We start from the raw sequence: 22,698 nt of genomic DNA, 5'->3' as shown, positions 1-22,698 counted from the left end.
CCTTTTGGAGGGCGAATATGCGCCACACCCTGATGTCCGTCGCCTGTCTGGCGGCCCTGTCCGCCCCCGTCAGTGCCTTTGACACGGCCGAATGCGGCGAGATTGAAAGCCAGATTTACACCATCCTGGACGCCGAGTTTGGGTGGGAGGTGACGCAATCGCCGACCTCCACCGCGCAGGCGCGGCCGGGGGCCTGTTCGGTCACGGACCTTGAGATCTACGTGCAAGAGCTTGGTGTGCGCTACACCGCCCGCACTGCCAGCCTTGTCGCGCCGCAGGCGATGGACTGGGTGCGCGGGGAAGTTGTGCTGCCGGCCAATGTGACGCTCGAAATCCTCGACGTGGCCATCGACACCGAATTCGGGGTGCCTGCGGGGCTTGAGTGGATCGTCCCGATCTCGGCCCAGAGCATCTTTCTTGGCGCCGGTTGGAATGAGGCCAAGCAAGAGCTGTCGGTCAACACGTTCCGCATCGATCTGGGTGACGGCAATTCCGTGACCCTTGCACTGGAAGGGCAGGCGGATGGCTGGCGGCCCTATGTCCTGCGGGACGAGGATTTCGGCCTGACGCAGCTTGGCCTGGATATCGCTTTCAACGGTCTCTTCGAGCTAGCCATTGCGCCACCGATTGAGGCCAACGGCACCGCGCTGACGCCCGAATCGGCGCAATTCATGTCGGCCATGGCCTTTGGATTGCTGGCAAATGTGCCCACAACCCTGGTGCCGACCGCGTCGCAGGAGGCGATTGTCGACTTTATCGCCACCATTCCCAACCCGCGTGGCGACCTCAGCCTGTCACTGACGAACGACGCCCCGTTTTCGCCCGCCGCGATCGCCGCAGATGTGGCCGGCGGGCAATCGCTGTTGGAGGCCGTGCCTGATCGCCTGACGCTGACCGCCGACTGGTCGCCCGCGAATTAGGGCGGCGGGTGAGCGCGTGGGTCCAGAGCATTGAGGGGACGCCGACCGGGGCCACGGTCGCCCTGATCCTCGCGCTGATGGCCGCCGTTCTACACGCGGCCTTCGGGGCGCTGCAAAAGGGCGGCACGATCCGCTATTGTCGCGCGGCGTCATCGACATCTGCTATTGCCTGATGGCCGCGCCCTTCGCGTTCTTCGTCGTGCCTTGGCCCGAGCCGCATATGTGGCTGATTTTCCTGGGCGTTTTCGTGATCCACGTGCCTTACAAATGGGCGGTTCTCTCCTCGTTCCGGCGCGGGGCCTACACGGTTGTCTATCCGGTGATGCGCGGCACGGGGCCGCTTTTCACCATTTTCGGCGCATGGTTGCTGTTTGGAGAAACGTTCAACGCGGTTCAGTGGATCGGGGTCGCCGTCCTGCTGGCGGGGCTTTACGGGCTGGCCGCCTACAACATGGCCAAGATCACGGTGGCGCGCGATACCCTGGTACCTGCGCTCGGCTTCGCTGTGCTGACCGGCCTGTTTGTGGCGCTTTACACCACGTTCGACGCCTATGGCATTCGTGCCACGGCGGACCCCTTCACCTTCCTCGCCTGGTTTTTCTTCGTCGACGGGCTGCTGTTTCCAGTGCTCGCCCTGCGCTTCTACTTGACGATGGAGGAACGCCCACCGCTCGGCCCCCTTGCGCTGCGCGGCATGGCAGGCGGGATCATCGCGCCCTTTTCCTTCGGGGCGGTAATGTTGGCCACGCGCCTCGACAATGTGGGTGAGGCGGCCGTGTTGCGCGAAACCTCGACCGTTTTCGCCGCGCTGATCGGCTGGCTGTTCCTCAAGGAAAAGGTTGGCCCGGCCCGTGTCGCGTTGATGGGGTTGATCGCAGCGGGCGCGGTGATAGTTGAGGCGGGTGGGTAAGGAGCAGTCATGCCTGAAGAACGCGCAATCAATCCCTGGCTGAAAAACGGCCTCGAACTCGGGCCGCCGATCCTGTTCTTCATCGCGTATCTGCGGTTGGAAGACACGACCGTGACGGTCAGCGGGACGGAGTATGATGGCTTCATCATCGCCACGGCCGCCTTTGTGCCAATCCTTCTGACGACCACGGCGATCCTGTGGAAGCTGACGGGCGTTATCAGCCGAATTCAGGTATTTACGGCGATCCTGGTGGTGTTTTTCGGCGCGCTGACTGTTTGGTTCAACGACCCGCAATTCTTCAAGATGAAGACCACAATCGTTTACGCCTTCTTTGCGGGGATGCTGGGGATCGGGCTGGCGCGCGGCCAGTCCTACCTGAAGTTCCTGATGGGGGATCGCCTGCCGATGGCCGATGAGGGCTGGATGATCATGACCAAGCGGCTGGCGCTGGCCTTTGTGGCGATGGGCGTCGCGAACGAGGTGATCTGGCGCACCCAGACCGATCGCTTCTGGGTCACGTTCGAGACCTTCGTGTTGCCGGCGTTCCTGTTCGTGGTCTTCATGTCCCAGGCCCCGCTGATCGAGCGGTTCAGCCTTGAGGAGGACGACCCGGACGGCCCGGACGGGGGGCGCTTAGCCGCCTTCGTCCTCAACGAAGTGCCGGGTTTGGCCGCGTTTGCGGGTTTCTTGCGGCGGGCTTTGGGTTTTGCTTCGGCATGGCCTTCGGTCGCGGCCTCTAGCCCCAGTTGGTCGCGCAGGACACGAGGGCGGACCTCTTCGACCTCGCTGGCTTTGAGTTGGTTCAGCCTAAAGGGTCCGTAGGACACGCGGATCAACCGGTTCACGACCAGGCCGATTTCCTGCATTGCGCGGCGGATTTCGCGGTTCTTGCCTTCGCGCAGGCCGATAGTGACCCAGGCATTGGCGCCCTGCTGGCGGTCGAAGGTGATTTCCATCGGTTGGAAGCGCTCCCCCTCGATCGTCGTGCCTTTGCGGAGGGGGGCAAAATCTTCATCCTTCGGCGCGCCCTTGATGCGCACGCGATATTTGCGGACCCAACCTGTGGAGGGCAGCTCCAGCTTGCGCTTGATGCCGCCGTCATTGGTTAAAAGAAGCAGCCCTTCGGAGGTCAGGTCGAGCCGCCCCACAGACATCACGCGCGGCATCGCTTCGGGCAGGTCGTCGAACACGGTCTTGCGCCCTTTCTCGTCCGAGGCGCTGGTCACAAGGCCGGAGGGTTTGTGGTAAAGCCACAGGCGCGGGCGTTCGACCTCGGGGATCGGGTTGCCATCAACCAGGATCGTGTCGCGGTCTGTCACGTTCAACGCGGGGCTGTCGATCACCTTGCCGTTCACCGAAATGCGGCCTTCGCCAATCATGCGCTCGGCTTCCCGGCGCGAGGCGACGCCCGCGCGGCTCAACACTTTTGCGATACGATCTCCGTCCATGGAACAGCCCTACAGGTTTGACACCCCGCCCGAAAGCGGCAACCAACGGGCCATGAGCGATTTCACTGATTTCATGGCCGACGCCTTGTCTGAGGCCCGCGCGGCGGCCGCGCGTGGCGAGGTGCCGGTGGGCGCCGTGGTGGTAAAGGATGGTGAAATCATCGCGCGTGCGGGTAATCGGATGCGTGAATTGCACGATCCAACCGCCCATGCAGAAATGCTCGCAATCCGCGCGGCCTGCGCGGCCCTTGAAACGGAACGCCTGACCGGTTGCGCGCTCTGGGTCACGTTGGAGCCGTGCCCCGCCTGCGCAGGCGCCATCGCAGCGGCGCGCCTCGACAAACTCTACTACGCGGCGCCCGACCCTAAATCCGGCGGTATCGCGCAGGGTCCCCGCGTTTTCGACCATCCCCAAGCCCATCATCGGCCCGAGATCATTTCCGGCCTGCACGAAGCAGAAGCCGCCGCGCTGCTGAAAGACTTCTTTGCGACCAAGCGCTGAGCCCTGTCTTCCATTGGTCAAAAATACCTCCGGGGAGTCCGCAGGACGGGGGCGGCGCCCCCGGCGCGTAGCGCTACAATAAATCGAATAGATGCGCGGAGGGCCTGTAAGCCGGATTCTGTCCAACCGAGGGTTTCCCCCGGAATAGATGACCATTCCTCTCGACGTGCTGTTGCCAACACGCTCCAGCTGCCAACCCGGACCGCGGGGTGAAGCCCCCATAGCGCGGTCCCTATTCGGCATTGCTCCCGGTGGGGCTTGCCATGCGGGTCCTGTTGCCAGGTCCCCGGTGGGCCTTACCCCACCGTTTCACCATTACCATGCACGCATGGCTGTCTGTTCTCTGTGGCGCTGTCCGTCGGATTGCTCCGCCCGGGCGTTACCCGGCACCGTTTCTTCAGGGAGTCCGGACTTTCCTCTAGGGCGGCTTTTCCGCGTTCGCGGGAAAACGCCCCAGCGGCCATCCAGCCCTCCGCGCGACGCCCCGCTTACGCGCCGGCAGCCCCCTGATCAAGCCCGAAGCGGGCCGCCAAATACGCCATGATGGCGCAATCCAGCGTATTTTCACTGGGTGAGAATGCGCGGGCCCGGCAATTGCGTTCTGACGGCTTGCCGTCAGGTTGCAGTGAGAGGGCGCCCATACCGCGCTGCCAGATCCGCCATGATGGCGCAATCCACACCATCCAATGTCCCATGCGCCCAAGGGCGGAACCGCATTCGTACGACCTCCAGCAGCAACTCGTCGGCCATTTCGCCATACCCGAAGGCGGAGGCGTCGCGCAGGAACGCCTTGGGGTGCACGGCCTCACCTGCTGCCTCTGACCACACGGCCAGACCCTGCCGCGCGAGACGTTTCCAATCAAACCGCCGTCCGGGATCAATCTTGCGCCCCGGCGCCATGTCCGAATGCCCGATCACGCCTTCAGGCCCGATCCCGTAAGCTTTGAGGAGCGATGCGAGGAGGGTTGCAGAACCGCCATCAGCGGCTCCGAGAACGGTGACAGCCCGTCATTATCGAGCTCGATCCCGATGGAGCGGGAATTGACATCCCCCCTGCCGTGCCAGCTGCCTTTGCCCGCGTGCCAGGCGCGCATGTTGGGGTCGACCAACTCGAACACCGCGCCGTCGCGACCGATCAGGTAGTGGGCAGAGACCTCGCGCTCAGGGTCGCACAGCGCCTTGGCCGCACCCGCGCAATCCTGCATGGCTGTGTAGTGGATCACCACAAGCTCGGGCCGAAGCCCGTCGCGCCGTTCCCCGAAATTGGGGCTTCTTATGGAGCGGTCAATTTCCAGTTTCGCCCGTCGCGTCTAGCGGGTCGCCGAATTGTGGGATCGGCTCTGGCGCGTTGGCGGCGGCGGCATCTGACCGGTATCCGGCCGGATCGAAGCCGCAGACAAAGCCATCGCCATCGGGGTCCAGCCCAAGCGGGTCCCGTTCGGGTCCGCCTTCGCGCAGGAACGCGTCCTGCGCCAGATCGCGGCTTTCAAAGGACGCGCAATCGGAGGCGTTGTTGCGGCGGAATGGATTGCGTCGCCATTGCCGCTGGCCGGGCGCATGGGTTGTGCGGATTGCAAAGGCCGCCACGCGCGGGATGATTGGCGGCGGCAGGGCGTCGGCGGCGTTTTGCGGCTGGATATTGTCAAAGACGCCCCCACCGCTGCCACCTGTTGCCCCGGCTTGCTCCGCCTCGGCAATTGCGCCTGCGGCGATGCTTTCGATGCTGCCCGACGGTCCGGCGACGCTTGGATCGCCAGCCTCAAAAGGGGTCGCTGAGATTTGGCCATTGGTGGGACGCTGGCCGACCGGGCCCAGATTGGTCTGCTGTTGCAAGCCTGGCGACACATCGTTGGGAACGTTGCCGCAGGCCCCCAGGGCCAACAGGGCACATGCCAGAGCACCTGCCGAAAAACGGGGGGACACCATCACTTTACTCGCCTCATACGTCTCGTTGCCGGGCAACCTACCACCAACGCGCGGGCTTTTCCACAAAGCCTGCGGCGGATTCCAGCGCATACGCGGTGTTGAGCAATTCGCCTTCCTCCCACGGGCGGCCGATCAGCTGCAGACCCAGGGGAAGCCCGTTGCGATCCATGCCCGTGGGCACCGCCACACCGGGAAGACCCGCGAGGTTCACCGTCACGGTGAAGACGTCGTTAAGATACATCTCGACCGGATCGCTGACCTCTTTGCCCAATTCAAATGCGGCGGACGGGGTGGCCGGGGTGAGAATCGCGTCGACCCCTGCGGCGAAAACCTCATCGAAGTCACGCTTGATCAGCGCACGCACACGGCGGGCGCGGTTGTAGTAGGCGTCATAAAAGCCTGCCGATAGCACATAGGTGCCGATCATCACGCGGCGTTTGACCTCGGCCCCGAAGCCTTCGGCGCGGGTTTTCTCGTACATTTCTGTGATGCCGTCGCCCGGCGCCATCTCGGCCCGGTAGCCAAAGCGCACGCCGTCGTAGCGGGCGAGGTTGGACGAGGCTTCAGCGGGCGCAATCACGTAATAGGCGGGCAGCGCGTATTTGGTGTGCGGCAGGGAGATATCGCGGATCTCGGCCCCTGCATCCTTGAGCATGGCGGTGCCATCGGCCCAGAGCTTTTCAATCTCGTCCGGCATTCCGTCCATGCGGTATTCCTTTGGAATGCCGATGACTTTGCCCTTGATATCGCCGGTCAGCATCGCCTCGAAATCGGGCACGGGCAGGTCGGCCGACGTGCTGTCTTTCGGGTCATGGCCCATCATCGCAGCACCCATGATCGCGGTGTCGCGCACGGTTTTGGTCATTGGTCCCGCCTGATCCAGCGAGGAGGCAAACGCCACGATGCCCCAGCGCGAGCAGCGCCCATAGGTGGGCTTGAGGCCCACGGTGCCGGTAAAGGCGGCGGGCTGGCGGATGGAGCCGCCGGTATCGGTGCCGGTGGCAGCGAGGCAGAGGTCAGCGGCCACGGCGGAGGCCGAACCGCCCGAAGAGCCGCCCGGCGTCAGTGCGGCATCGGAATTGCCCGCGCGCCAGGGGTTGATCGCATTGCCATAGACCGAGGTCTCATTCGACGAACCCATGGCGAATTCGTCCATGTTCAGCTTGCCAAGCATGACCGCGCCCGCATCGCGCAGCTTGCCCGAGACGGTCGATTCGTATTCCGGCTTGAACCCTTCGAGGATTTTTGAGGCTGCTTGCGACGGCACGCCTTCGGTGCAGAACAGATCCTTGATGCCGACGGGTACACCGCACATGTCGGGCGCATCGCCCGCCTTGATGCGGGCGTCTGCTGCGCGGGCGCGCTCCATCGCCAGATCGGGCGTCTTGTGGGCGAAGGCGCCAAGTGCGTCGGCGGCGTCGATTGCCGAGAGGCAAGCTTCGGTCAGCTCCACGGAGGTCACATCGCCTTTGCGCAGCGCATCGCGGGCCTCAGTGATGGTGAGTTTGTTCAGATCGGACATGTTATTCGACCACCTTCGGAACCGAGAAAAAGCCTTCGCGTGCATCGGGCGCATTGGCCAGCACCTTGGCGGGCTGGTCGCCATCGGTGACCACATCCTCGCGCCGTTTCAGGCGTTGCGGCGTGACCGAGACCATCGGCTCCACGCCGTCTACGTCGACTTCTTCGAGTTGCTCGATGAAACCGAGGATGGCGTTGAATTCCTGGGCGAGGGCCGGAAGCTCGGCCTCTTCGACCTTGATCCGGGCCAGTTTCGCGACCTTGGCGGCGGTGGCGGTATCGATGGACATGGGCGCTTGATCCTCTCGTGCGAACGGGCCGGGTTTAGCGGCGGGGCGCGGGGGCTTCAAGCGTGGTTGCGCCGTTGGTCGAGCAGGGTAGGCTGGATGGGTGCGGAAATTGGGAGATGTGCGATGAATTACACCTGGTTGGGCCATGCGAGTGTGCGGTTGGAGATCGCCGGAGACGTGCTGTTGATTGATCCATGGTTGGAGGGCAACCCGTCCTTCCCAGATGAGCGCCGCGCGGAGGCCTTGGCAGGGGTGACAGCGATCCTGCTGACCCACGGCCATTTCGACCATGCCGACGGCGTGGCGGAGATGGCGAAAGATCTTGGCGTCACGCTGTACGCCATCGTGGAATTGGCGGGCTTCCTGGCGGATGTGCATGGGATCGAGACGGTCGGCTTCAACAAGGGCGGCACGGTGCGGATTGGGGATGTGGCGGTGACGATGGTGAACGCGGCCCACTCCTCGTCGCTCACGCATAATGGGCGGTTGTATAATGCGGGCGCGCCGGCGGGCTATATGATCGAAGGGGAAGGGCGCACGGTTTATGTGTCGGGCGATACCGATGTGATGGCCGATATGTCGGTGCTACAGGATATTCATGCGCCCGAGATCGGCATCCTGTGCGCCGGTGGGCATTTCACGATGGATATGGAACGGGCGGCCTATGCGGCGTCGAAGCTGTTCCGGTTCGAGACGGTGATCCCGGTGCATTACAAGACCTTTCCTTTGCTGGAGCAGTCGGCAGACCCGCTCAAGGCAGCTTTGCCGGGTGTCCGGGTGCTGGACCCGGAGGTGATGGAAACGGTCGCGCTTTAGGGCCGGGGCGGGAGAGCGACCCCACCCACCCACCCGTCGCCCTCCCGCCCCTTGATGCCATTCTGCGGGCGTTCGCGCAGGGGCAGAGTTGGGTTCGCCTCCGGCGGGCATTTTCAGGGAACAAAGAGGGGCGGCCCGCGCGGGGGAGAGATCCACGCAGGCCGCTGGTGATCCGGCCGTGACGCGAGTCAGAGCGCGCGGATCATTTCGACCGCCGGGAAGGCGATGCCGGGGCGCAGCAGGATGTCGATCTCGCCCCGCCGTTGGAAGCCCATGGCGGTATAGAACGGCTCGGCCGTGCGGGTGGATTGGCACATCATCCAGCGCACACCTGCCGCTTTCGCCGCGCCGAAGCTGCGTTGCAGGATGGCACGGGCGAGCCCCTACGGGTGGCCTCGGGGTGGGTGACGACATGGCGAATATGGCCGACATCGCGCGGACCCACGCCGCCTTGCGGCGCGCCGTGGGTCCAGCCGCCTGCGGCGAGCGCGCGGCCGCTTTCATCCTCGGCCATGTAGTAGGAGCCGCAGCGGAGCAGTTCCGGTCGCGCACGGGTGATCAGAGGCAGGCAGGTGACGAGGACCGACGGCGGGTAGTCTGGCTTCAGAAGCACCGGGTAGGACGCGCCCAGAAGCGAGTCGATAGCGGGCAGATCGGCCCCGCTGGTGGTTCTTATGACGATCTCTTCAACCATGGCCCTGTCCTCCTGTATGTTGGGCCGTCGTTGGCGGGACACCCCGCTTTCGACAAAAGAAAAGGCCGCGTCGGATTTTCCGGCGCGGCCTTTTGTCGGTCTTTGGAAGGGGGTGATCTTACTTGATCTTGCCTTCCTTGTATTCGACATGCTTCCGCGCAACGGGGTCGTACTTTCGTACGACCATCTTCTCGGTCATCGTGCGTGCGTTCTTCTTGGTCACATAGAAGTGGCCCGTGCCCGCGGACGAGTTGAGGCGGATTTTGATTGTGGTTGGCTTCGCCATCGTAAGGCTCCTGCGAATTCTCGGGGCGCGCCGCGCGGGCGGCTTACGCTGTCATCTGGTAGAGACGCGCCTTTTACCGGGGTGGTGCCCCGAGTCAACACCTCAAATCAAAGATGCGCCGATCCCGGCCGCGGCCAGGATCGGGAGCACGATTAGCAGGTCCCATTTGCGCCAGAGGAGCAGGGCAGCGGCAAGGGCGGAGAGGGCCAGCGCACGCGGATCGAGCGCCGAAAGCGCGAAGGTGCCGTCTGCAAACCAGATGTTGAGGGCGAACCAGATCGAGAGATTGGCGATCACCCCCACAACGGCGGCGGTGATGCCCGAGAGCGCGCCTGTCAGGCGGGGCCGCGTCGCGATCCATTCCACGTAAGGGGCGCCTGCAAAGATCCAAAGGAAGCACGGCACGAACGTGACCCAAAGCGTGATCATCGCGGCCAGCGCCCCCATGCCCCAGCCGCCCGCCTGCGCGCCTGCCATGAACCCCACGAATTGCGTGACCAGGATCAGGGGGCCGGGCGTGGTCTCGGCCAGGCCAAGCGCGTCCATCATCTGATCGGTGGTCAGCCAGCCATAGCCCTGCACGACCTCTTGGACCATGTAGGCCAGCACCGCATAGGCCCCGCCGAAGGTCACAATCGCAAGGGTTGAGAAAAACACGGCAATATCGGCAAGCAGGGTTGGGGCGAACAGCCACAGGCCGAGCAGGGGGGCGAGCCAGAGCGTGCCCCAGAGCGCTATGGTGCCTAGGGTGCGAGTGGGGGAGACGGTTATGGTCGGTGTCTCTGCGGCCGTGCCACGCATCAAAAGCGCGCCGACCAGGGCTGCGGCGGCAATGATGAATGGGAACGGGATGCCGAGGGTGAAGATGGCGAGGAAGGCTGCGATGGCCAGACCGTAGGCGACAGGGCTTTTCAGAGCCTTGGCAGAGACCTTCAGCAAGGCCTGGAGCACAATGACAATGACGGCCGCCTTGATGCCGAGAAAGGCCGCGGCCACCCATGGCAGGGACCCGTAGGCGGCATAGGCGCTGGCGAGTGCCAGGATCACCGCCGCCCCGGGGAGCACGAACAGAAGCCCCGCCAGCAGACCCCCCGGCGTGCCGCGCATGCGCCAGCCGGCATAGGTGGCCAGCTGCATCGCCTCTGGCCCCGGAAGCAACATGCAGAAGGACAGGGCGCTCAGGTATTGCCGCTCGGTCAGCCACGGGCGATCTTCGACCAGCTCTTTATGCATCAGCGCGATCTGGGCGGCGGGCCCGCCGAAGGACAGCATTCCAATACGTCCGAAGACGCGGAACATCTGGGATAAGGAGGGTGTGCTCATGCCTCAGCCCCATGCGCTGCGGAGGTGACCCTTTCATGACGCAGTGCGCCGCGAAAGGCGAGATCGAAGGTGGGGAACAGGGCGGAAGGCGGGCCTTCAGCGAGGGCGAGGGCGACAAGGTGGTCCGCGCCGGGTAGGGCGCTCAGGCCGGGGAGATCGGGCATCGATGTGGGTGCCGTGGCCTCAAAACGATCCACGACACCGGGCAAATCTTCGCGCGGCACTTCAAGCAGTTCGGCGAGGGGCGCGTCGAACCGCAGGCACGCCCATGCGGCGAGAGCTTCTGGTATGCTTGCATCGACGGGCAGGGCGATCCGAGACGGGGCAGCATTGCTGAGGACGGGCAAGCCTTCTGCGCGCCACCCGACATGGCCGCCGGTCATTCGCACCGCATCGACCCCATGGGACCGCAACCGGGCCGTTGCCCCGGCGCTGAGCTTCAGCCCTTTCCAACAAACAACGATAGCCCCGCGTGTGGCGGAGAGGTTCAGTTGGCCTTGCAGGTCATCGAAGGCGATCTGAACCGCGCCGGGCAGGCGGGTCGGGTCGTCGGCCAAATCGTCGGGCAGCCGGATGTCCAGCACAATCGGGGCGTTCGGCGCGGCAAGGCGCGCCAAAACGTCAATGGGCTGGATCGTGGGGAAGTGGGTCATGGGGTGGGCTCCTGTCCGGATCGTCCAATGCTACGCAAGTGCGGAACCTTGGGCCCTTGATCCGGTGGCGGAGGCCTGACGGGGCGCCGCTGCCCCGTGGGCGGACCGTGCCTTAGCGGGCCATGACACGCAACAAAGAAGGGCCGGGAAAATCCCGGCCCTTTGAATGTGGATGGTCCGTCGCTTACTCGCGATTGCCGAGGAAGCTGAGGATGATCAGGAACATGTTGATGAACGACATGTAGAGGTTCAGCGCGCCCATGATGGCGGATTTCTGAAGCCACTCCGTGTCGCCATACTGTGCGTGGTCGACATAGTCCTGCTTGATCGTCTGCGTGTGATACGCAGTCAGACCGGCGAAGACGAGCAGCAGCATCAGCGAGATGGCGATGTCAAAGCCGGGGATGACGATGCCGAAGAAGGCGCTCATCACCAAGGCTGATGATCATCAGCACGATGCCACCGATCAGGCCCATGAACAGGAAGGCGCCCCAGCCGGAGATATCCCGCTTCGTCACGTAACCGAACAGGCTAAGCGATGCGAAGGCGATGGACGTCACCAGGAACGACTGCACGATGGACGCGCCCGTGTAGACCGCGAAGATATAGGCGATCGAGGCGCCCATGACGGCCGAGAACACGTAGAAGAAAAGCTGTGCGGCCGCCGCAGAGGCCTTGGTGATGACGGCGCCGAAGGCAAAAACCATGCCGAGCGGTGCAAACATCACGATCCACCCAAGGATGGTCGGTTGCAGCGTAAGCGGATCGCGCAAGATCTGGAGCATGGCCGGGTTGGCCCCGAATGCCCAAGCTGTCGCGAATGTCACCAGCAGACCAATCGACATGGTCGCATAGACTTTGTTCATGTGCGCGCGCAGGCCGGCGTCGATCTCCGCCGCGGAGGTCGCCATGCCCTGGGAGCGCATCGTCTGATATTCAGCCATTTGGTCCTCCAAAATAGGCAAGGCCCGGCAATTGGGCCTTTCACAGGAGAATATCGGTGACGTGCGCGGCTTTTTCAAGCTATCGGTCCCTATGGAAACCACAAGGACCGATAGTTTTTTGCTATCGCGTGGCGTCAGAGCCGCCAGGTGGTCGGCACATCCCAGATTGGGCGCTCCACCTCACGGTGCACTTGCGCGTCGGTGACCCCGATATCGCGGCGCATATGTGCGTCGAGCCGGTCGAGGTGCTGGCGTTGACGCCACACGCCGAAAATCCGCTGAAGGACAGTCAGGCGGACCTCGGGCGCAGTCTTTGCACTGCAACCGGAATGGGGACGGGACAGGGACAGATCAGCCATTTGCTTTCCTTTCAGCGTTTGTGACGAAATGGGGAGAGTTCATTTCGATACGTGATGTATGGACCGATGGAATACATTTTGATAGTGAATGATTGTGAAGCCTATCATCACAAGGATTGATGAATGCCCAGAAATCTCGATCTCACCTCGCTCCGCGCCTTTGTGGCGGTTGTGGATGCGGGCGGTGTCACGAAAGCCTCGGGCTTTCTCAACCTCACGCAATCCGCCGTATCGATGCAGCTCAAGCGGCTGGAAGAGGCGCTGGATGTGGCCCTGTTCAACCGCGCCGAACGCAAGTTGAACCTGACTGGCGCGGGCGAACAGATGCTCAGCTATGCGCGGCGAATGTTGGAATTGAACGATGAAGTTCTGGGGCGACTGACATCCAAGGAGTATGAGGGCGAGATCTCGCTCGGCGTGCCCCATGATGTGGTCTATCCGGCCATCCCCGAGGTGCTACAGCGCTTCAACAAGGCCTATCCCCGGATGAAGGTGCAGCTTTTGTCGATGGGCACGATCAACCTCAAGGCGGCCTTCGCGCGCGGTGAGATTGATGTGATCCTGACCACGGAGGAGGATCTGGACCGCGGCGGCGAAACGCTGCTGGAACGGCCCATGGTCTGGGTCGGGGCGAAAGAAGGCCAGATGTGGCGGCAACGGCCCCTGCGGTTGGCGTTGGAGGACGCGTGCATCTTTCGCGGGCCCGCTTTGTCGGCGCTGGATGCGGCCGGGATCAGCTGGGAAATGGCCGTCGAGGCGGACTCGATCCGCACCGTGGAGGCGACCGTCAGCGCCGATCTGGCCGTGCACGCTATCATCGAGGGCACGGAATCACCCTATGCCGAGAAGATCGAACATGGCGGGGCGCTGCCCGCGCTGCCGCGCATCCAGATCAACATGTACCGGACCGAGCTTCAGCGGACAGAGCCGCTGGATTCGCTGGTGGAGTTCCTGCGCCAATCCTACCGCGCGATGTGACGCCGCTTAGGTGACTCCGGGAAATTGCGTGAACGACAAGGTATGGCCGCAAGGGTCCTTGAACCATGCGATTTGGGCACCGTCCGGGCTGGTCCAAATGCCCGCGCTGTTTTGGGGCAGGTGCGCGAACTGCAAACAAGGGATGCCTTGGGCGGCCAGATGCGCAACCTCTGCGGCGATGTCGTCAACGTGCCACCCATAGGCCGTGTATGGCGGGGCGACGACCGTTTCCACGATCTGCACGCGCAACATCGTTCCCGCATCGTCAAAGACCAGCGCGTAGGGTGAAACCTCTACAAGAGGCAGGCCCAGAACATCGGCGTAAAAGGTTTTCGCCTGTTCGGCGTTATCGGTCGCCAGAAAGCAAATGGGGCGTCGGGACATCAAGGCGCGCCTTTGAATTGGGGGGCATGCCGGCACTCTAACACATGCGGATGGCCGCCGACCTAGATCGTTACGACAACCTTGCCCGAGACCTTGCGCTGCCGCAGCAGGTCCATCGCCTCGCCTGCCTCATCCAACGGGCGGACCGCACCGATATGCGGCTTCAGCGCACCATCGCGGTACATGTCCATCAGTTTACCAAGGCTTTTCGCCAAACGCTCTGGCGCCCATCGCAAGTAGCCGCCCCAGTAAAAGCCGATGGCGTCGATGTTCTTGACCAGCAGATGATTGGCCGGGATTTGCGGGACATCGCCGCTGGCAAACCCGATAACCAGCAGGCGCCCGCCCGGGTTCGTGGCCCGCATCGCGGCCTTGAACCCGTCGCCGCCCACCGCGTCATAGACGACATCGGCGCCGCCCAGGGACTTCACCTCGGCCCGGATATCGGCGGTGTCGCTGTCCAGCACATGGGCCGCACCTGCCGCCTTGGCGACGGCCAGCTTCTCAGCCCCGCGCGCCACCGCGATCACTTCGGCGCCCATGGCGGCGCCCAGTTCGACCGCCGTCAGGCCAACGCCGCCTGCGGCGCCCAGAACCAGCAACCGTTCGCCCGCTTTCAGATGCGCCCGGTCGGTCAGAGCAAGATGGGAGGTGCCGTAGGCGACAATGAAACCCGCCGCATGGTCGAACGGCATTTCATCAGGGATCTCTACACAGCGCGTCGCGTCGAAAACACCTGCCTCTGCCAAGCCGCCCGCGCCTTCGAACACGGCAACGCGGGTGCCCACGGCGGGCTGGCTGACACCCGCACCATGCGCCTCGACCACACCGGCAATTTCCATGCCCAGAGTGAAGGGCAGGGCGGGCGTGTCCTGATAGGTGCCCTTGATCATCAACAGATCGCCGAAATTCAAACCGCAGGCGTGGATGCGGATCTTGACCTGTCCCGGGCCGGGGGCGGGTTCGTCAATCTCGATCACGCTGGGGGCAATGGCATGATCTGACACCACAAATGCACGCATAGCTTCGCCTTTCTCTGCCGCAATCGGCTTTGGCCTAGCCTGTCCGAACACGCTTGGCCAGCCCGGCCCAAACGGCAATCGGCGAAAAAATTACAACCATTCATTGAACGCCTCTGCTGCCGCACTACCCTTGGCTTAGGACGCGCCGGCTTCAGACCTCGGCGTCGGTGACGGCTTAGACAGTGTATCGGACGACCGTGTTCTATCGAGGGAGAGACCTTGTGAAGCACCCCATTGACGTTCACGTGGGCAAACGGATCCGCCATCGCAGGTGGATGGTCGGCATGACCCAGCAACAGCTGGCCGGCCATGTCGGGATCAAATTCCAGCAAATCCAGAAGTATGAGACCGGGATGAACCGTGTCTCGGCCTCGCGGCTTTGGGATATGGCCGCCGCCCTTTCGATCCCGGTTGCCTATTTCTTCGAAGGCATGGACGAACAGGAGGGCGCTGCCGAGGCCGCCCAGACGGCTGAGGGTTTGCCCGGCGATCTGTTGGCAGATCGTGAGGCGTTGGAGCTTGTCCGATCCTACTACGCGATCCCGGAAAATCAGCGTCGTCGCCTGTTTGATCTGGCGCGCGTGCTGTCGGAATCTGCGGCTGCCTGATCTGCAGAGCGCTTGACGCGGCCCCCGGCCCGGTGCACCCCAAGATGCAACCGGACCGGGACGACGCGATGACAAATCTTTCCAAAGACCTTCAGGATGAGATTGTGGCCTGCGCCCATGCCATGGCCGATGCCGCGCGTGCGGCCATTCTGCCGCATTTTCGGGGCGCGTTCCTTGGCACGGTCTCGAAGGACGCCGACCATTACGACCCGGTCACAGTCGCCGACCGTGCGGGCGAGGCCGCGATGCGTGGCGTGCTGGCCGAGCGCAGGCCCGATGATGCGATCCTGGGGGAAGAAGAAGGCACCAAGCCCGGCACCAGCGGGCTGACCTGGGTGCTGGACCCTATCGACGGCACGCGGGGGTTCATCTCCGGCACGCCAACCTGGGGCGTGCTGATTTCGTTGAACAATTCGGACGGCCCGCTCTACGGGGTCATCGACCAACCCTATATCGGGGAGCGGTTCGAAGGCGGGTTGGGCCATGCCCGCCTGACTGGCCCTCAAGGCGACGCGACCGCTGGCCGTTGCGCCCTCTGCCACGCTGGCGGACGCCACGCTTTTCACGACCTTCCCCGAGGTTGGCACGGCTGAGGACCGCGCCGGTTTTGAGGCCGTGCGCGACCGCGTGCAATTGGTCCGCTACGGTTGCGATTGTTATGCCTACGCGCTACTGGCCGCCGGGCAGATCGATCTGGTGATCGAAGCGGGCCTGAACGCCTACGACATTGCGGCCCCAATTGCTGTGATCGAGGCCGCGGGCGGCATTGTGACAGATTGGGAGGGCGGCCCCGTCCATGACGGCGGGCGCGCGATTGCAGCCTCCTCCGAAGCGCTGCATGCCGAGGCGATGGCGCTGGTTCAAGGGGCTATTCGTGGCTGAGCTGGTTCTGAAGAATGTCGGCCTTGCCCTGACAATGAACGATGCGGGCGATGAGCTGCGCGAGACCGATATCCTGCTGAAAGATGGGGAGATTTCGGAGATTGGCCCCGGGCTTTCGGCGACCGAGAGCCTGGATTGCGCGGGCTGTCTTGTGACGCCTGGCTTGGTCAACACGCACCATCACCTTTACCAGACCCTGACCCGTGCGGTGCCCGGCGCGCAGGATGCGGCTTTGTTTGGCTGGTTACAGACGCTCTATCCCATCTGGGCGCGCTTCACGCCGGAGCATATGCGTGTCTCGGCCACGATTGGGCTGGCCGAGCTGGCCTTGTCGGGCTGCACAACGTCCTCCGATCACCTCTACCTCTACCCCAACGGGTCGCGCCTGGATGACACGATCGAGGCCGCCGCCGAGATTGGCCTGCGCTTCCACCCGACACGCGGCGCGATGTCGATTGGTGTGTCGGACGGCGGCTTGCCCCGGACAGCCTGGTGGAGGATGAGGCCGCCATCCTCGACGATTGCATCCGCGTGATCGACGCTTTCCACGATCCGTCCCCGGCGTCGATGTGCCGGGTCGGCGTGGCCCCCTGTTCGCCCTTTTCCGTCAGCCGCGAATTGATGCGCGATGCGGCCCTTCTGGCGCGCGACAAGGGCGTGATGCTGCACACCCATCTTGCTGAAAACGATGAAGATATCTCCTATTCGCTTGAGAAATTCGGCTGCCGCCCCGGTCAATATGCCGAAGATCTCGGCTGGATAGGCGATGATGTCTGGCACGCCCATTGTGTGAAGTTGGACGGACAGGAGATTGACCTGTTCGCCCGCTCCGGCACGGGCGTGGCCCACTGCCCTTGTTCGAACTGCCGCCTCGCCTCAGGCATCGCGCCGGTGCGGGCGATGCGCGACGCCGGCGTGAAGGTCGGCCTTGGGGTTGATGGATCGGCGTCAAACGATGCTGGGTCTTTGGTCGATGAGGCGCGCCAGACCATGCTTTTGCAACGGGTCGCGTCCGGTCCTTCTGCGATGTCGGCGCGCGAGGCGCTGCGCATCGCGACGCGGGGCGGGGCGGAGGTGTTGGGCCGGGGCGAAGCCTTGGGCCAAATCAGGCCCGGTTACCGCGCCGACCTTGCCATCTGGGACATGACAGGTGTTGAGGCGGCAGGGAATTGGGACATGGCGGCGCTGCTTCTGGCCGGGCCCCGCAAGGTGCGCGATCTGTTCGTCGAAGGCAGGTGCGTTGTTGCGGAAGGTGAGATTGCGACGCTTGATCTTGGGGCGCACCTCACACAACAGCGGCGTCTCGCGCAGGGTCTTGCTGATCACGCCTAGTCTATTCGAGCTGAAATTCTCCAATATTTCGGTGAAAATCTCCAAAAAATGACACTTTTAGAACATCCATAAAACTTATCCAAAGTTTTATCCACAATCCCGTCAAACGCCGATTTCATCACGCTTGCTGCTTGGCCGCGCGTCAGGCATTTTGGGCGTATCGAGCAAAAAAGAGGGATCACTCAAAATGAAGGTCCACATGATCGCCGCGCTTGCGGCGCTTACCCTGGCCACCATGGCCTGCACGCCTGCCGTGACCAGCCGCGATAGCGCGGGCGGGGACACGCGGCTGACCTTTGGGCAGAGCATTGATATCGCCGCTGTTGGCGCACGGGTGTCAGCCCTGCGCGCACGAAACGGTCTGACCCGGCCCTTGGGCCATTCCGCGGCACTCCAGGCGGCGGCGCAGGCCCATGCCGATGACATGGCCCGCACCGGCAATTTTGGGCATACCGGCTCCGGCGGGTCCACGCTCAACTCCCGCACACGGGCGGCCAATTACAATGCCTGTTTTGTGGCCGAGAACATCGCCTACGGCCAGGCCACGACGCAACAGGTGTTCTCTGACTGGATGAATTCGAACGGCCATCGCCGCAACATCCTTGCGCCGCAAGCCACGCAATTCGGGTTTGCCAATAACGGCGGCTACTACGTTCTGGTCCTTGGGCGCAGTTGCTGAGCAATGGCACGGGATTGGCTGATGCCAATCCCCGCCAGGATGATGCCCAACGCCCAGAACAATTGGGCGGGCAGGGCCTCTCCCATCAGGGTGACGCCAAAGATGACGGCCCATAGGGGCACCATGTAGCTGGTCAGCGACATAAACAGCGACCCTGCCGTCGTAATGACCCGCACGCGGATGATCGCGGCCAAACCTGTGGGCACAAGCGCCACGTAGATCAGCGCCCATAGGGCTGCGGGCCGGGTCAGCTCGGGCGCGCCTTCAAGTAGAAAGGCCAATGGGATCAAAGCGATGGCGCCAATCAGCATGCTGCCAGCGGCAAAGGCCACCGGTGGGATAGGCGGCGCGCGTCGCGTCACGACCGAGCCCACGGCATAACAGGCCGCCGCCGCCACACAGGCCAACCGCCCGGCCAAGGTGCCCTCGCCAAAGGCTCCTGGCCCCATCAGCAGAATGAGGCCCGCAAACCCGAGGATCACGCCAATGATCCGGCGCGGGCCAATCCCCTCATCAGGTGAGAAGACCGCAACCAGCGGCAACACCAAAAGCGGCACCGATCCCATCGCCACCCCCGCAAAGGCCGAGGGCACCTGCGTCAATCCCCAACTGAGCAGCGCAAAGGGCAAAGCGGTTGAAAACAAACCAATAAAGCCGATCACGACCCAGGCGCGTGTGCTGTCTACCTTGCCCAAACCTTGTCCCATCAAGGCGCCGACGGGCACAAGGATCAGGGCCGCCAAGCTAACCCGGCCGGCCGTGATCCACCACGGCGTCAAACCGGTCAGCGCGGTGGAGACGCCCATGAACGCCGTCCCCCAGATCACACCAAGTGCTATGATCAACACCCAGTTGAGCGCCCCGGGCTGCGTTGGCGATGCGCTCATTGCTGGGACATCATCACGGCGGCGAAACATGCCACGATCACCAGAAAAACGGCCCATTTCCACAAACGATCCTCGGCTCCGGCATTCGTCTCGGGTCGTTTGACCCGCGCCTGCGCCGGGCGGTCGGGACCGAAGCGCCAGGTGGTGCTTTGCGGCACAAACCCGGCGCCCTCAAACAGGCCGCTCGATGGCGCGCCGACCCAAACATCCGCTGTCAGATTGTCCCAGTCCGCCTCTCTGGCCATGTCTTGGACAAAACTCACCAAATTCCGGCCGACACCCTTATGGCGCCAATCCGGATGGACCCAGATATCGAGGATCGCGCCATCGGGCATATTTTCGACATCCGCCCGCACATGCCAGCTGAGCAGCACGAAACCCACCATTTGCCCACCCGCATCGGCCACAAACAGATTGCCGCTTTCCTCCAGCGGTTCGGCCTTGGGGCCGCGAAAGGCGATTTCGTGCCAGCGCGCCATGCCGAAATCCCACCCGTTTTCGGCAAACGCAAAGGGTTGGCGTTGGCGGTGCGCCTCCCACGTCTCGCGGCTGGCCGCCTCGATGGCGGCCCGGTCGGCGGTCAGGGCGGGGCGGATGGTGGCCTTCATGGCTCAGATGTCGCCTGCGCAAGGCGGGCGGTCAACCGAGTGTGCAATAAATCTCGGTCCGCAACGTGTCGGGCTCAACCATGCCAGGATCATCCACATAAACTTCCCAGATCGGCATACCGCCTTTGATCCCTTCAGCTTCCATATGGGCCCACATCGCTTGGTGGGTCTCATTCATGCGGTCATAGGGGCCGACATGCACACCCGTCATGCAGGCGCCGCCCGGCAAGGTATCGGCCTTGATCGCGCCGCTCGCCTTGGCCGCATCCTCCGCCGAGACTGCAACCGCTCCCCGAAACCGCAGGATCTTCGGATCCATGCCGAGGTAGATCGACATAGGCATGGACATCGGCGTGATCCCTTTTTCCTGAACAAAGCCAAAGACTTCTCCAAAGGCCGACCCCATGGCATCGGCGATTTCCGGGCCGTAGCCGCATTCGCGATCAACGTAGATATAGGGCTGTTCGGGCAGGTCTTTTTGCGTGAATTCCATCGGTCCGCTCCTCTCTGGGGTGACCGTAAGTCTAGCAGAGAGGTCGTCAAACACAAAAAAGGCGCGCCCCTCCTCCCAAAGGGGACGCGCCTGAGAACTGCGGTCGCTCGGGCCGTCAGTTCTTGGACTTGTCGACCATCTTGCCGTCGGAAATCCACGGCATCATGGCGCGCAGCTTTTCACCAACTTCCTCGATCTGGTGCGCGTCGTTCATGCGGCGCGTGCCTTTGAAGAAGGGCTGGCCCACCTGGTTTTCGGCCATGAAGTCGCGCACGAACTTGCCGGTCTGGATGTCGGTCAGGATCGCCTTCATCTCTTTCTTCGTCTGCTCATAGGGCAGAACGCGCGGGCCGGAAACATATTCGCCGTATTCCGCCGTGTTCGAGATCGAGTAATTCATGTTCGCGATGCCGCCCTCATAGATCAGGTCCACGATCAGCTTCACCTCGTGCAGACACTCGAAATACGCCATTTCAGGCGCGTAGCCTGCTTCCACCAGCGTCTCGAAGCCCATGCGGATCAGCTCAACCAAGCCGCCACACAGAACCGCCTGTTCGCCGAAGAGGTCGGTCTCGCATTCTTCACGGAAGTTCGTCTCGATGATGCCCGAGCGCCCACCACCGATGGCGGAGCAATAGGACAGGCCAATTTCCAGCGCACGGCCGGAGGCGTCGTTGTCAACGGCCACGAGGCACGGCACGCCGCCGCCTTTGGTGTATTCGCCACGGACCGTGTGGCCGGGGCCTTTGGGGGCCATCATGATGACGTCGACACCGGGCTTGGGCTCGATCAGGCCGAAATGCACGTTCAGGCCGTGAGCGAACGCAATCGCTGCACCGTCTTTCAGGTTGTCGTGGACGTATTTCTTGTACGTCTCGGCCTGCAGCTCATCGGGCATGGTGAACATGATCAGGTCAGCCCAGGCCGCAGCCTCAGCGATTTCCATGACCTTCAGGCCTTCGCCCTCGGCCTTCGCCTTCGAGGCGGAGCCTTCGCGCAGCGCCACAACGACGTTCTTCGCGCCGCTGTCACGCAGGTTCAGCGCGTGTGCGTGGCCCTGGCTGCCATAGCCCAGGATGGCCACGTTCATGTCTTTGATCAGGTTCACATCGCAGTCGCGATCATAGTAAACGCGCATGTCTTTCTCCCATCGGAATGAATCTCTCGCGGCGTTTGTGCCCGATCCGCAATGCAATTTCGCCGTTTGCTGTGGAGAAATTCTGGTGATAAGTGAGAAAATCATGCACACATGTTCATTTCGGTAGATAATCAATGCTCGATGACAGCGACAGGCGACTGCTTCGCCATCTTCAAGCCGACCCGTCCCAGCCGGTCGGCGATCTGGCCGAGGCGGCGCGCCTGCCGCTGGCCACGGCCTATAAGCGGCTGGAAAAGCTGCACTCCAGCGGCGTCATCAAGGGCCAGCATGCCATCATAAACTGGCAGGCGCTCGGCTATGCAGTCGAAGTCAGCCTTCGCATCATCCTCGACAAAACCAACCCTCGCGCCTTCGATGAATTTCTCGATGCCGCCCGCGATGTGCCGGAGGTGATCGAAATTCAGACCTTTCTGGGCCGGGTTGATGCGCGCCTGAAAATCATCTCGCGTGACCTGACCGAATATCAACAGATCTACCGCAACCGCATCCTGACCCTGCCGCACATCGCCGATATCGAGGCGCTGATGCAGGTCGCGACGATCAAGAATTCCCAGGCGCTTCCCTTATAACGCGCTCCTTTGGACCGACCGCTATGACCCCAGACGCCACCGACCTCGCCATCCTGCGTCACCTCGCCCGCGACGCGACGCTCAAAGCGTCCGAGATCGGCCGACGTGTGGGCCTCAGCCAGCCCGCCACATGGCGGCGGATCCAGCGCCTGACCGAGGCCGGGATCATCGCAGGCCGTCGTATTGATCTGGATGCCGAGAAACTCGGTTTCGGGGTGACGGTCTTTCTGGGCGTCAAACTCTCCACCAAATCGCGCAGCAACCTCGAAGATTTCGAGCGCGCGATCACGGCCATCCCCGAGGTGCAGACGGTCGAACATGTCCTTGGTCTTTACGATTACCGCCTGCGTGTCACCGCGCGCGATCTGCCCGACTTTGAACGTGTCCTGCGCCGTCGCATCATGACCCTGCCAAGCGTTGGAAATGTGGAGGCCAATGTGCTTTTGTCCGAGGAAACGCGCCCCGGCCCGCTATAATCTGCCCAAACCATCGCCCATCCGAAAGG

The 22,698-nt window shown here is 63.1% G+C and carries 24 protein-coding genes, 1 other RNA gene and 6 pseudogenes; 12 read left to right on the top strand and 19 right to left on the bottom strand.

What is annotated here, in order from left to right:
* The first annotated feature begins 17 nt into the window (after positions 1 to 17).
* From ACZ1HK_RS07730 to ACZ1HK_RS07720, 3 genes and pseudogenes are all read left to right on the top strand, one after another.
* A complete protein-coding gene (locus ACZ1HK_RS07730; RefSeq protein WP_472628205.1) occupies positions 18 to 920 on the top strand; it encodes a hypothetical protein in 903 nt (300 codons plus the stop codon).
* Positions 921 to 928: 8 nt separating this feature from the next.
* Positions 929 to 1,830, top strand: a pseudogene (locus ACZ1HK_RS07725) (EamA family transporter).
* A 9-nt stretch (positions 1,831 to 1,839) separates the two neighbouring features.
* Entirely contained in the window at positions 1,840 to 2,652 is an 813-nt protein-coding gene (locus tag ACZ1HK_RS07720; RefSeq protein WP_472628204.1) for an inner membrane-spanning protein YciB, read from the top strand.
* Between the two features lie 11 nt (positions 2,653 to 2,663).
* Here the strand turns inward: ACZ1HK_RS07720 and ACZ1HK_RS07715 are convergent.
* Positions 2,664 to 3,209 (bottom strand): annotated as a pseudogene (locus ACZ1HK_RS07715) (pseudouridine synthase); the annotation flags it as partial.
* 142 nt (positions 3,210 to 3,351) lie between these two features.
* On the opposite strand from ACZ1HK_RS07715, the gene ACZ1HK_RS07710 reads away from it, so the two are divergent.
* On the top strand, positions 3,352 to 3,780 hold the full coding sequence (locus ACZ1HK_RS07710; RefSeq protein WP_472630806.1) for a nucleoside deaminase: 429 nt from the start codon (positions 3,352 to 3,354) through the stop codon (positions 3,778 to 3,780).
* A gap of 91 nt (positions 3,781 to 3,871) precedes the next feature.
* Here ACZ1HK_RS07710 and rnpB read toward each other — a convergent pair.
* From rnpB to gatC, 5 genes and pseudogenes are all read right to left on the bottom strand, one after another.
* An RNA gene (gene rnpB / locus ACZ1HK_RS07705) (RNase P RNA component class A) lies at positions 3,872 to 4,256 on the bottom strand.
* Positions 4,257 to 4,395: 139 nt separating this feature from the next.
* A pseudogene (locus ACZ1HK_RS07700) lies at positions 4,396 to 5,069 on the bottom strand (N-acetylmuramoyl-L-alanine amidase).
* Complete coding sequence (locus tag ACZ1HK_RS07695; RefSeq protein ID WP_472630805.1) at positions 5,065 to 5,706, bottom strand: hypothetical protein; 642 nt, start codon at positions 5,704 to 5,706, stop codon at positions 5,065 to 5,067. Before ACZ1HK_RS07695 ends, ACZ1HK_RS07700 begins: the two are co-directional and overlap by 5 nt.
* Before the next feature lie 37 nt (positions 5,707 to 5,743).
* Positions 5,744 to 7,228 carry an Asp-tRNA(Asn)/Glu-tRNA(Gln) amidotransferase subunit GatA gene (gatA, locus tag ACZ1HK_RS07690; protein WP_472628203.1) on the bottom strand — a complete coding sequence of 495 codons (1,485 nt, stop codon included), beginning with the start codon at positions 7,226 to 7,228 and terminating at the stop codon, positions 5,744 to 5,746.
* A 1-nt stretch (position 7,229) separates the two neighbouring features.
* Positions 7,230 to 7,517, bottom strand: coding sequence for an Asp-tRNA(Asn)/Glu-tRNA(Gln) amidotransferase subunit GatC (gene gatC / locus ACZ1HK_RS07685; RefSeq protein ID WP_472628202.1), 288 nt, complete (start codon positions 7,515 to 7,517; stop codon positions 7,230 to 7,232).
* 123 nt (positions 7,518 to 7,640) lie between these two features.
* Here gatC and ACZ1HK_RS07680 point away from each other — a divergent pair, with 123 nt between their 5' ends.
* Positions 7,641 to 8,333: a metal-dependent hydrolase gene (locus ACZ1HK_RS07680; protein WP_472630804.1), complete on the top strand. Its 693-nt coding sequence runs from the start codon at positions 7,641 to 7,643 to the stop codon at positions 8,331 to 8,333.
* 188 nt (positions 8,334 to 8,521) lie between these two features.
* Here the strand turns inward: ACZ1HK_RS07680 and ACZ1HK_RS07675 are convergent, their stop codons facing one another.
* The 7 genes and pseudogenes from ACZ1HK_RS07675 to ACZ1HK_RS07645 all read right to left on the bottom strand — a co-directional run bounded on the left by ACZ1HK_RS07675 (position 8,522) and on the right by ACZ1HK_RS07645 (position 12,592).
* Entirely contained in the window at positions 8,522 to 8,662 is a 141-nt protein-coding gene (locus tag ACZ1HK_RS07675) for a hypothetical protein (RefSeq protein ID WP_472628201.1), read from the bottom strand.
* Positions 8,650 to 9,027 (bottom strand): hypothetical protein, encoded by a 378-nt coding sequence (locus ACZ1HK_RS07670; protein WP_472628200.1) that lies wholly within the window; start codon positions 9,025 to 9,027, stop codon positions 8,650 to 8,652. Before ACZ1HK_RS07670 ends, ACZ1HK_RS07675 begins: the two co-directional genes overlap by 13 nt.
* Positions 9,028 to 9,145: 118 nt before the next feature.
* Positions 9,146 to 9,313: a 50S ribosomal protein L33 gene (gene rpmG / locus ACZ1HK_RS07665; protein ID WP_011454349.1), complete on the bottom strand. Its 168-nt coding sequence runs from the start codon at positions 9,311 to 9,313 to the stop codon at positions 9,146 to 9,148.
* Between the two features lie 102 nt (positions 9,314 to 9,415).
* Positions 9,416 to 10,636, bottom strand: a complete 1,221-nt coding sequence (gene chrA / locus ACZ1HK_RS07660) for a chromate efflux transporter (protein WP_472628199.1) — start codon at positions 10,634 to 10,636, stop codon at positions 9,416 to 9,418.
* Positions 10,633 to 11,289 carry a rhodanese-like domain-containing protein gene (locus tag ACZ1HK_RS07655; RefSeq protein WP_472628198.1) on the bottom strand — a complete coding sequence of 219 codons (657 nt, stop codon included), beginning with the start codon at positions 11,287 to 11,289 and terminating at the stop codon, positions 10,633 to 10,635. The genes chrA and ACZ1HK_RS07655 overlap by 4 nt, the downstream gene beginning before the upstream one ends.
* 184 nt (positions 11,290 to 11,473) lie before the next feature.
* Positions 11,474 to 12,233 (bottom strand): annotated as a pseudogene (locus ACZ1HK_RS07650) (Bax inhibitor-1/YccA family protein).
* 134 nt (positions 12,234 to 12,367) lie between these two features.
* On the bottom strand, positions 12,368 to 12,592 hold the full coding sequence (locus ACZ1HK_RS07645) for a DUF1127 domain-containing protein (protein ID WP_472628197.1): 225 nt from the start codon (positions 12,590 to 12,592) through the stop codon (positions 12,368 to 12,370).
* Between the two features lie 123 nt (positions 12,593 to 12,715).
* Here ACZ1HK_RS07645 and ACZ1HK_RS07640 point away from each other — a divergent pair, with 123 nt between their 5' ends.
* The gene (locus tag ACZ1HK_RS07640) at positions 12,716 to 13,570 is read left to right on the top strand and encodes a LysR family transcriptional regulator (protein ID WP_472628196.1); all 855 of its coding nucleotides are present in this window, start codon (positions 12,716 to 12,718) and stop codon (positions 13,568 to 13,570) included.
* A 6-nt stretch (positions 13,571 to 13,576) separates the two neighbouring features.
* Here ACZ1HK_RS07640 and ACZ1HK_RS07635 read toward each other — a convergent pair whose 3' ends face one another.
* Entirely contained in the window at positions 13,577 to 13,954 is a 378-nt protein-coding gene (locus tag ACZ1HK_RS07635) for a VOC family protein (RefSeq protein WP_472628195.1), read from the bottom strand.
* 62 nt (positions 13,955 to 14,016) lie between these two features.
* Complete coding sequence (locus tag ACZ1HK_RS07630) at positions 14,017 to 14,976, bottom strand: NADPH:quinone oxidoreductase family protein (RefSeq protein ID WP_472628194.1); 960 nt, start codon at positions 14,974 to 14,976, stop codon at positions 14,017 to 14,019.
* 221 nt (positions 14,977 to 15,197) lie between these two features.
* Here ACZ1HK_RS07630 and ACZ1HK_RS07625 point away from each other — a divergent pair, with 221 nt between their 5' ends.
* The 4 genes and pseudogenes from ACZ1HK_RS07625 to ACZ1HK_RS07610 all read left to right on the top strand — a co-directional run bounded on the left by ACZ1HK_RS07625 (position 15,198) and on the right by ACZ1HK_RS07610 (position 18,477).
* Complete coding sequence (locus tag ACZ1HK_RS07625; RefSeq protein ID WP_472628193.1) at positions 15,198 to 15,584, top strand: helix-turn-helix domain-containing protein; 387 nt, start codon at positions 15,198 to 15,200, stop codon at positions 15,582 to 15,584.
* Positions 15,585 to 15,652: 68 nt separating this feature from the next.
* Positions 15,653 to 16,466, top strand: a pseudogene (gene hisN, locus ACZ1HK_RS07620) (histidinol-phosphatase).
* 34 nt (positions 16,467 to 16,500) lie between these two features.
* Positions 16,501 to 17,798, top strand: a pseudogene (locus ACZ1HK_RS07615) (8-oxoguanine deaminase).
* A 199-nt stretch (positions 17,799 to 17,997) separates the two neighbouring features.
* The gene (locus tag ACZ1HK_RS07610; protein ID WP_472628192.1) at positions 17,998 to 18,477 is read left to right on the top strand and encodes a CAP domain-containing protein; all 480 of its coding nucleotides are present in this window, start codon (positions 17,998 to 18,000) and stop codon (positions 18,475 to 18,477) included.
* Here ACZ1HK_RS07610 and ACZ1HK_RS07605 read toward each other — a convergent pair.
* The 4 genes from ACZ1HK_RS07605 to ilvC all read right to left on the bottom strand — a co-directional run bounded on the left by ACZ1HK_RS07605 (position 18,447) and on the right by ilvC (position 21,603).
* Complete coding sequence (locus ACZ1HK_RS07605; protein WP_472628191.1) at positions 18,447 to 19,364, bottom strand: DMT family transporter; 918 nt, start codon at positions 19,362 to 19,364, stop codon at positions 18,447 to 18,449. The two genes, ACZ1HK_RS07610 and ACZ1HK_RS07605, sit on opposite strands and share 31 nt — an antisense overlap.
* Entirely contained in the window at positions 19,361 to 19,972 is a 612-nt protein-coding gene (locus tag ACZ1HK_RS07600) for a GNAT family N-acetyltransferase (protein ID WP_472628190.1), read from the bottom strand. Before ACZ1HK_RS07600 ends, ACZ1HK_RS07605 begins: the two co-directional genes overlap by 4 nt.
* A 31-nt stretch (positions 19,973 to 20,003) precedes the next feature.
* The gene (locus ACZ1HK_RS07595; RefSeq protein ID WP_472628189.1) at positions 20,004 to 20,465 is read right to left on the bottom strand and encodes a GyrI-like domain-containing protein; all 462 of its coding nucleotides are present in this window, start codon (positions 20,463 to 20,465) and stop codon (positions 20,004 to 20,006) included.
* Positions 20,466 to 20,580: 115 nt separating this feature from the next.
* Complete coding sequence (gene ilvC / locus ACZ1HK_RS07590) at positions 20,581 to 21,603, bottom strand: ketol-acid reductoisomerase (protein WP_472628188.1); 1,023 nt, start codon at positions 21,601 to 21,603, stop codon at positions 20,581 to 20,583.
* 134 nt (positions 21,604 to 21,737) lie between these two features.
* On the opposite strand from ilvC, the gene ACZ1HK_RS07585 reads away from it, so the two are divergent.
* Positions 21,738 to 22,193, top strand: a complete 456-nt coding sequence (locus ACZ1HK_RS07585; RefSeq protein WP_472628187.1) for an Lrp/AsnC family transcriptional regulator — start codon at positions 21,738 to 21,740, stop codon at positions 22,191 to 22,193.
* 23 nt (positions 22,194 to 22,216) lie between these two features.
* Positions 22,217 to 22,669 carry an Lrp/AsnC family transcriptional regulator gene (locus ACZ1HK_RS07580; protein ID WP_472628186.1) on the top strand — a complete coding sequence of 151 codons (453 nt, stop codon included), beginning with the start codon at positions 22,217 to 22,219 and terminating at the stop codon, positions 22,667 to 22,669.
* Positions 22,670 to 22,698: the final 29 nt, after the last annotated feature.

The organism is Gymnodinialimonas sp. JB5-7 (assembly GCF_055693405.1).
The sequence above is the reverse complement of the archived record's forward strand: the minus strand, read 5'-3'. Positions and strand labels throughout refer to the sequence as shown.

Coding starts and splice junctions, on each gene's coding strand:
- ACZ1HK_RS07730 (WP_472628205.1), top strand. CDS start 18: ATGCGCCACACCCTGATGTCCGTCGCCTGTCTGGCGGCCCTGTCCGCC.
- ACZ1HK_RS07720 (WP_472628204.1), top strand. CDS start 1,840: ATGCCTGAAGAACGCGCAATCAATCCCTGGCTGAAAAACGGCCTCGAA.
- ACZ1HK_RS07710 (WP_472630806.1), top strand. CDS start 3,352: ATGGCCGACGCCTTGTCTGAGGCCCGCGCGGCGGCCGCGCGTGGCGAG.
- ACZ1HK_RS07695 (WP_472630805.1), bottom strand. CDS start 5,706: ATGGTGTCCCCCCGTTTTTCGGCAGGTGCTCTGGCATGTGCCCTGTTG.
- gatA (WP_472628203.1), bottom strand. CDS start 7,228: ATGTCCGATCTGAACAAACTCACCATCACTGAGGCCCGCGATGCGCTG.
- gatC (WP_472628202.1), bottom strand. CDS start 7,517: ATGTCCATCGATACCGCCACCGCCGCCAAGGTCGCGAAACTGGCCCGG.
- ACZ1HK_RS07680 (WP_472630804.1), top strand. CDS start 7,641: ATGAATTACACCTGGTTGGGCCATGCGAGTGTGCGGTTGGAGATCGCC.
- ACZ1HK_RS07670 (WP_472628200.1), bottom strand. CDS start 9,027: ATGGTTGAAGAGATCGTCATAAGAACCACCAGCGGGGCCGATCTGCCC.
- rpmG (WP_011454349.1), bottom strand. CDS start 9,313: ATGGCGAAGCCAACCACAATCAAAATCCGCCTCAACTCGTCCGCGGGC.
- chrA (WP_472628199.1), bottom strand. CDS start 10,636: ATGAGCACACCCTCCTTATCCCAGATGTTCCGCGTCTTCGGACGTATT.
- ACZ1HK_RS07655 (WP_472628198.1), bottom strand. CDS start 11,289: ATGACCCACTTCCCCACGATCCAGCCCATTGACGTTTTGGCGCGCCTT.
- ACZ1HK_RS07645 (WP_472628197.1), bottom strand. CDS start 12,592: ATGGCTGATCTGTCCCTGTCCCGTCCCCATTCCGGTTGCAGTGCAAAG.
- ACZ1HK_RS07640 (WP_472628196.1), top strand. CDS start 12,716: ATGCCCAGAAATCTCGATCTCACCTCGCTCCGCGCCTTTGTGGCGGTT.
- ACZ1HK_RS07635 (WP_472628195.1), bottom strand. CDS start 13,954: ATGTCCCGACGCCCCATTTGCTTTCTGGCGACCGATAACGCCGAACAG.
- ACZ1HK_RS07630 (WP_472628194.1), bottom strand. CDS start 14,976: ATGCGTGCATTTGTGGTGTCAGATCATGCCATTGCCCCCAGCGTGATC.
- ACZ1HK_RS07610 (WP_472628192.1), top strand. CDS start 17,998: ATGATCGCCGCGCTTGCGGCGCTTACCCTGGCCACCATGGCCTGCACG.
- ACZ1HK_RS07605 (WP_472628191.1), bottom strand. CDS start 19,364: ATGAGCGCATCGCCAACGCAGCCCGGGGCGCTCAACTGGGTGTTGATC.
- ACZ1HK_RS07600 (WP_472628190.1), bottom strand. CDS start 19,972: ATGAAGGCCACCATCCGCCCCGCCCTGACCGCCGACCGGGCCGCCATC.
- ACZ1HK_RS07595 (WP_472628189.1), bottom strand. CDS start 20,465: ATGGAATTCACGCAAAAAGACCTGCCCGAACAGCCCTATATCTACGTT.
- ilvC (WP_472628188.1), bottom strand. CDS start 21,603: ATGCGCGTTTACTATGATCGCGACTGCGATGTGAACCTGATCAAAGAC.
- ACZ1HK_RS07585 (WP_472628187.1), top strand. CDS start 21,738: ATGCTCGATGACAGCGACAGGCGACTGCTTCGCCATCTTCAAGCCGAC.
- ACZ1HK_RS07580 (WP_472628186.1), top strand. CDS start 22,217: ATGACCCCAGACGCCACCGACCTCGCCATCCTGCGTCACCTCGCCCGC.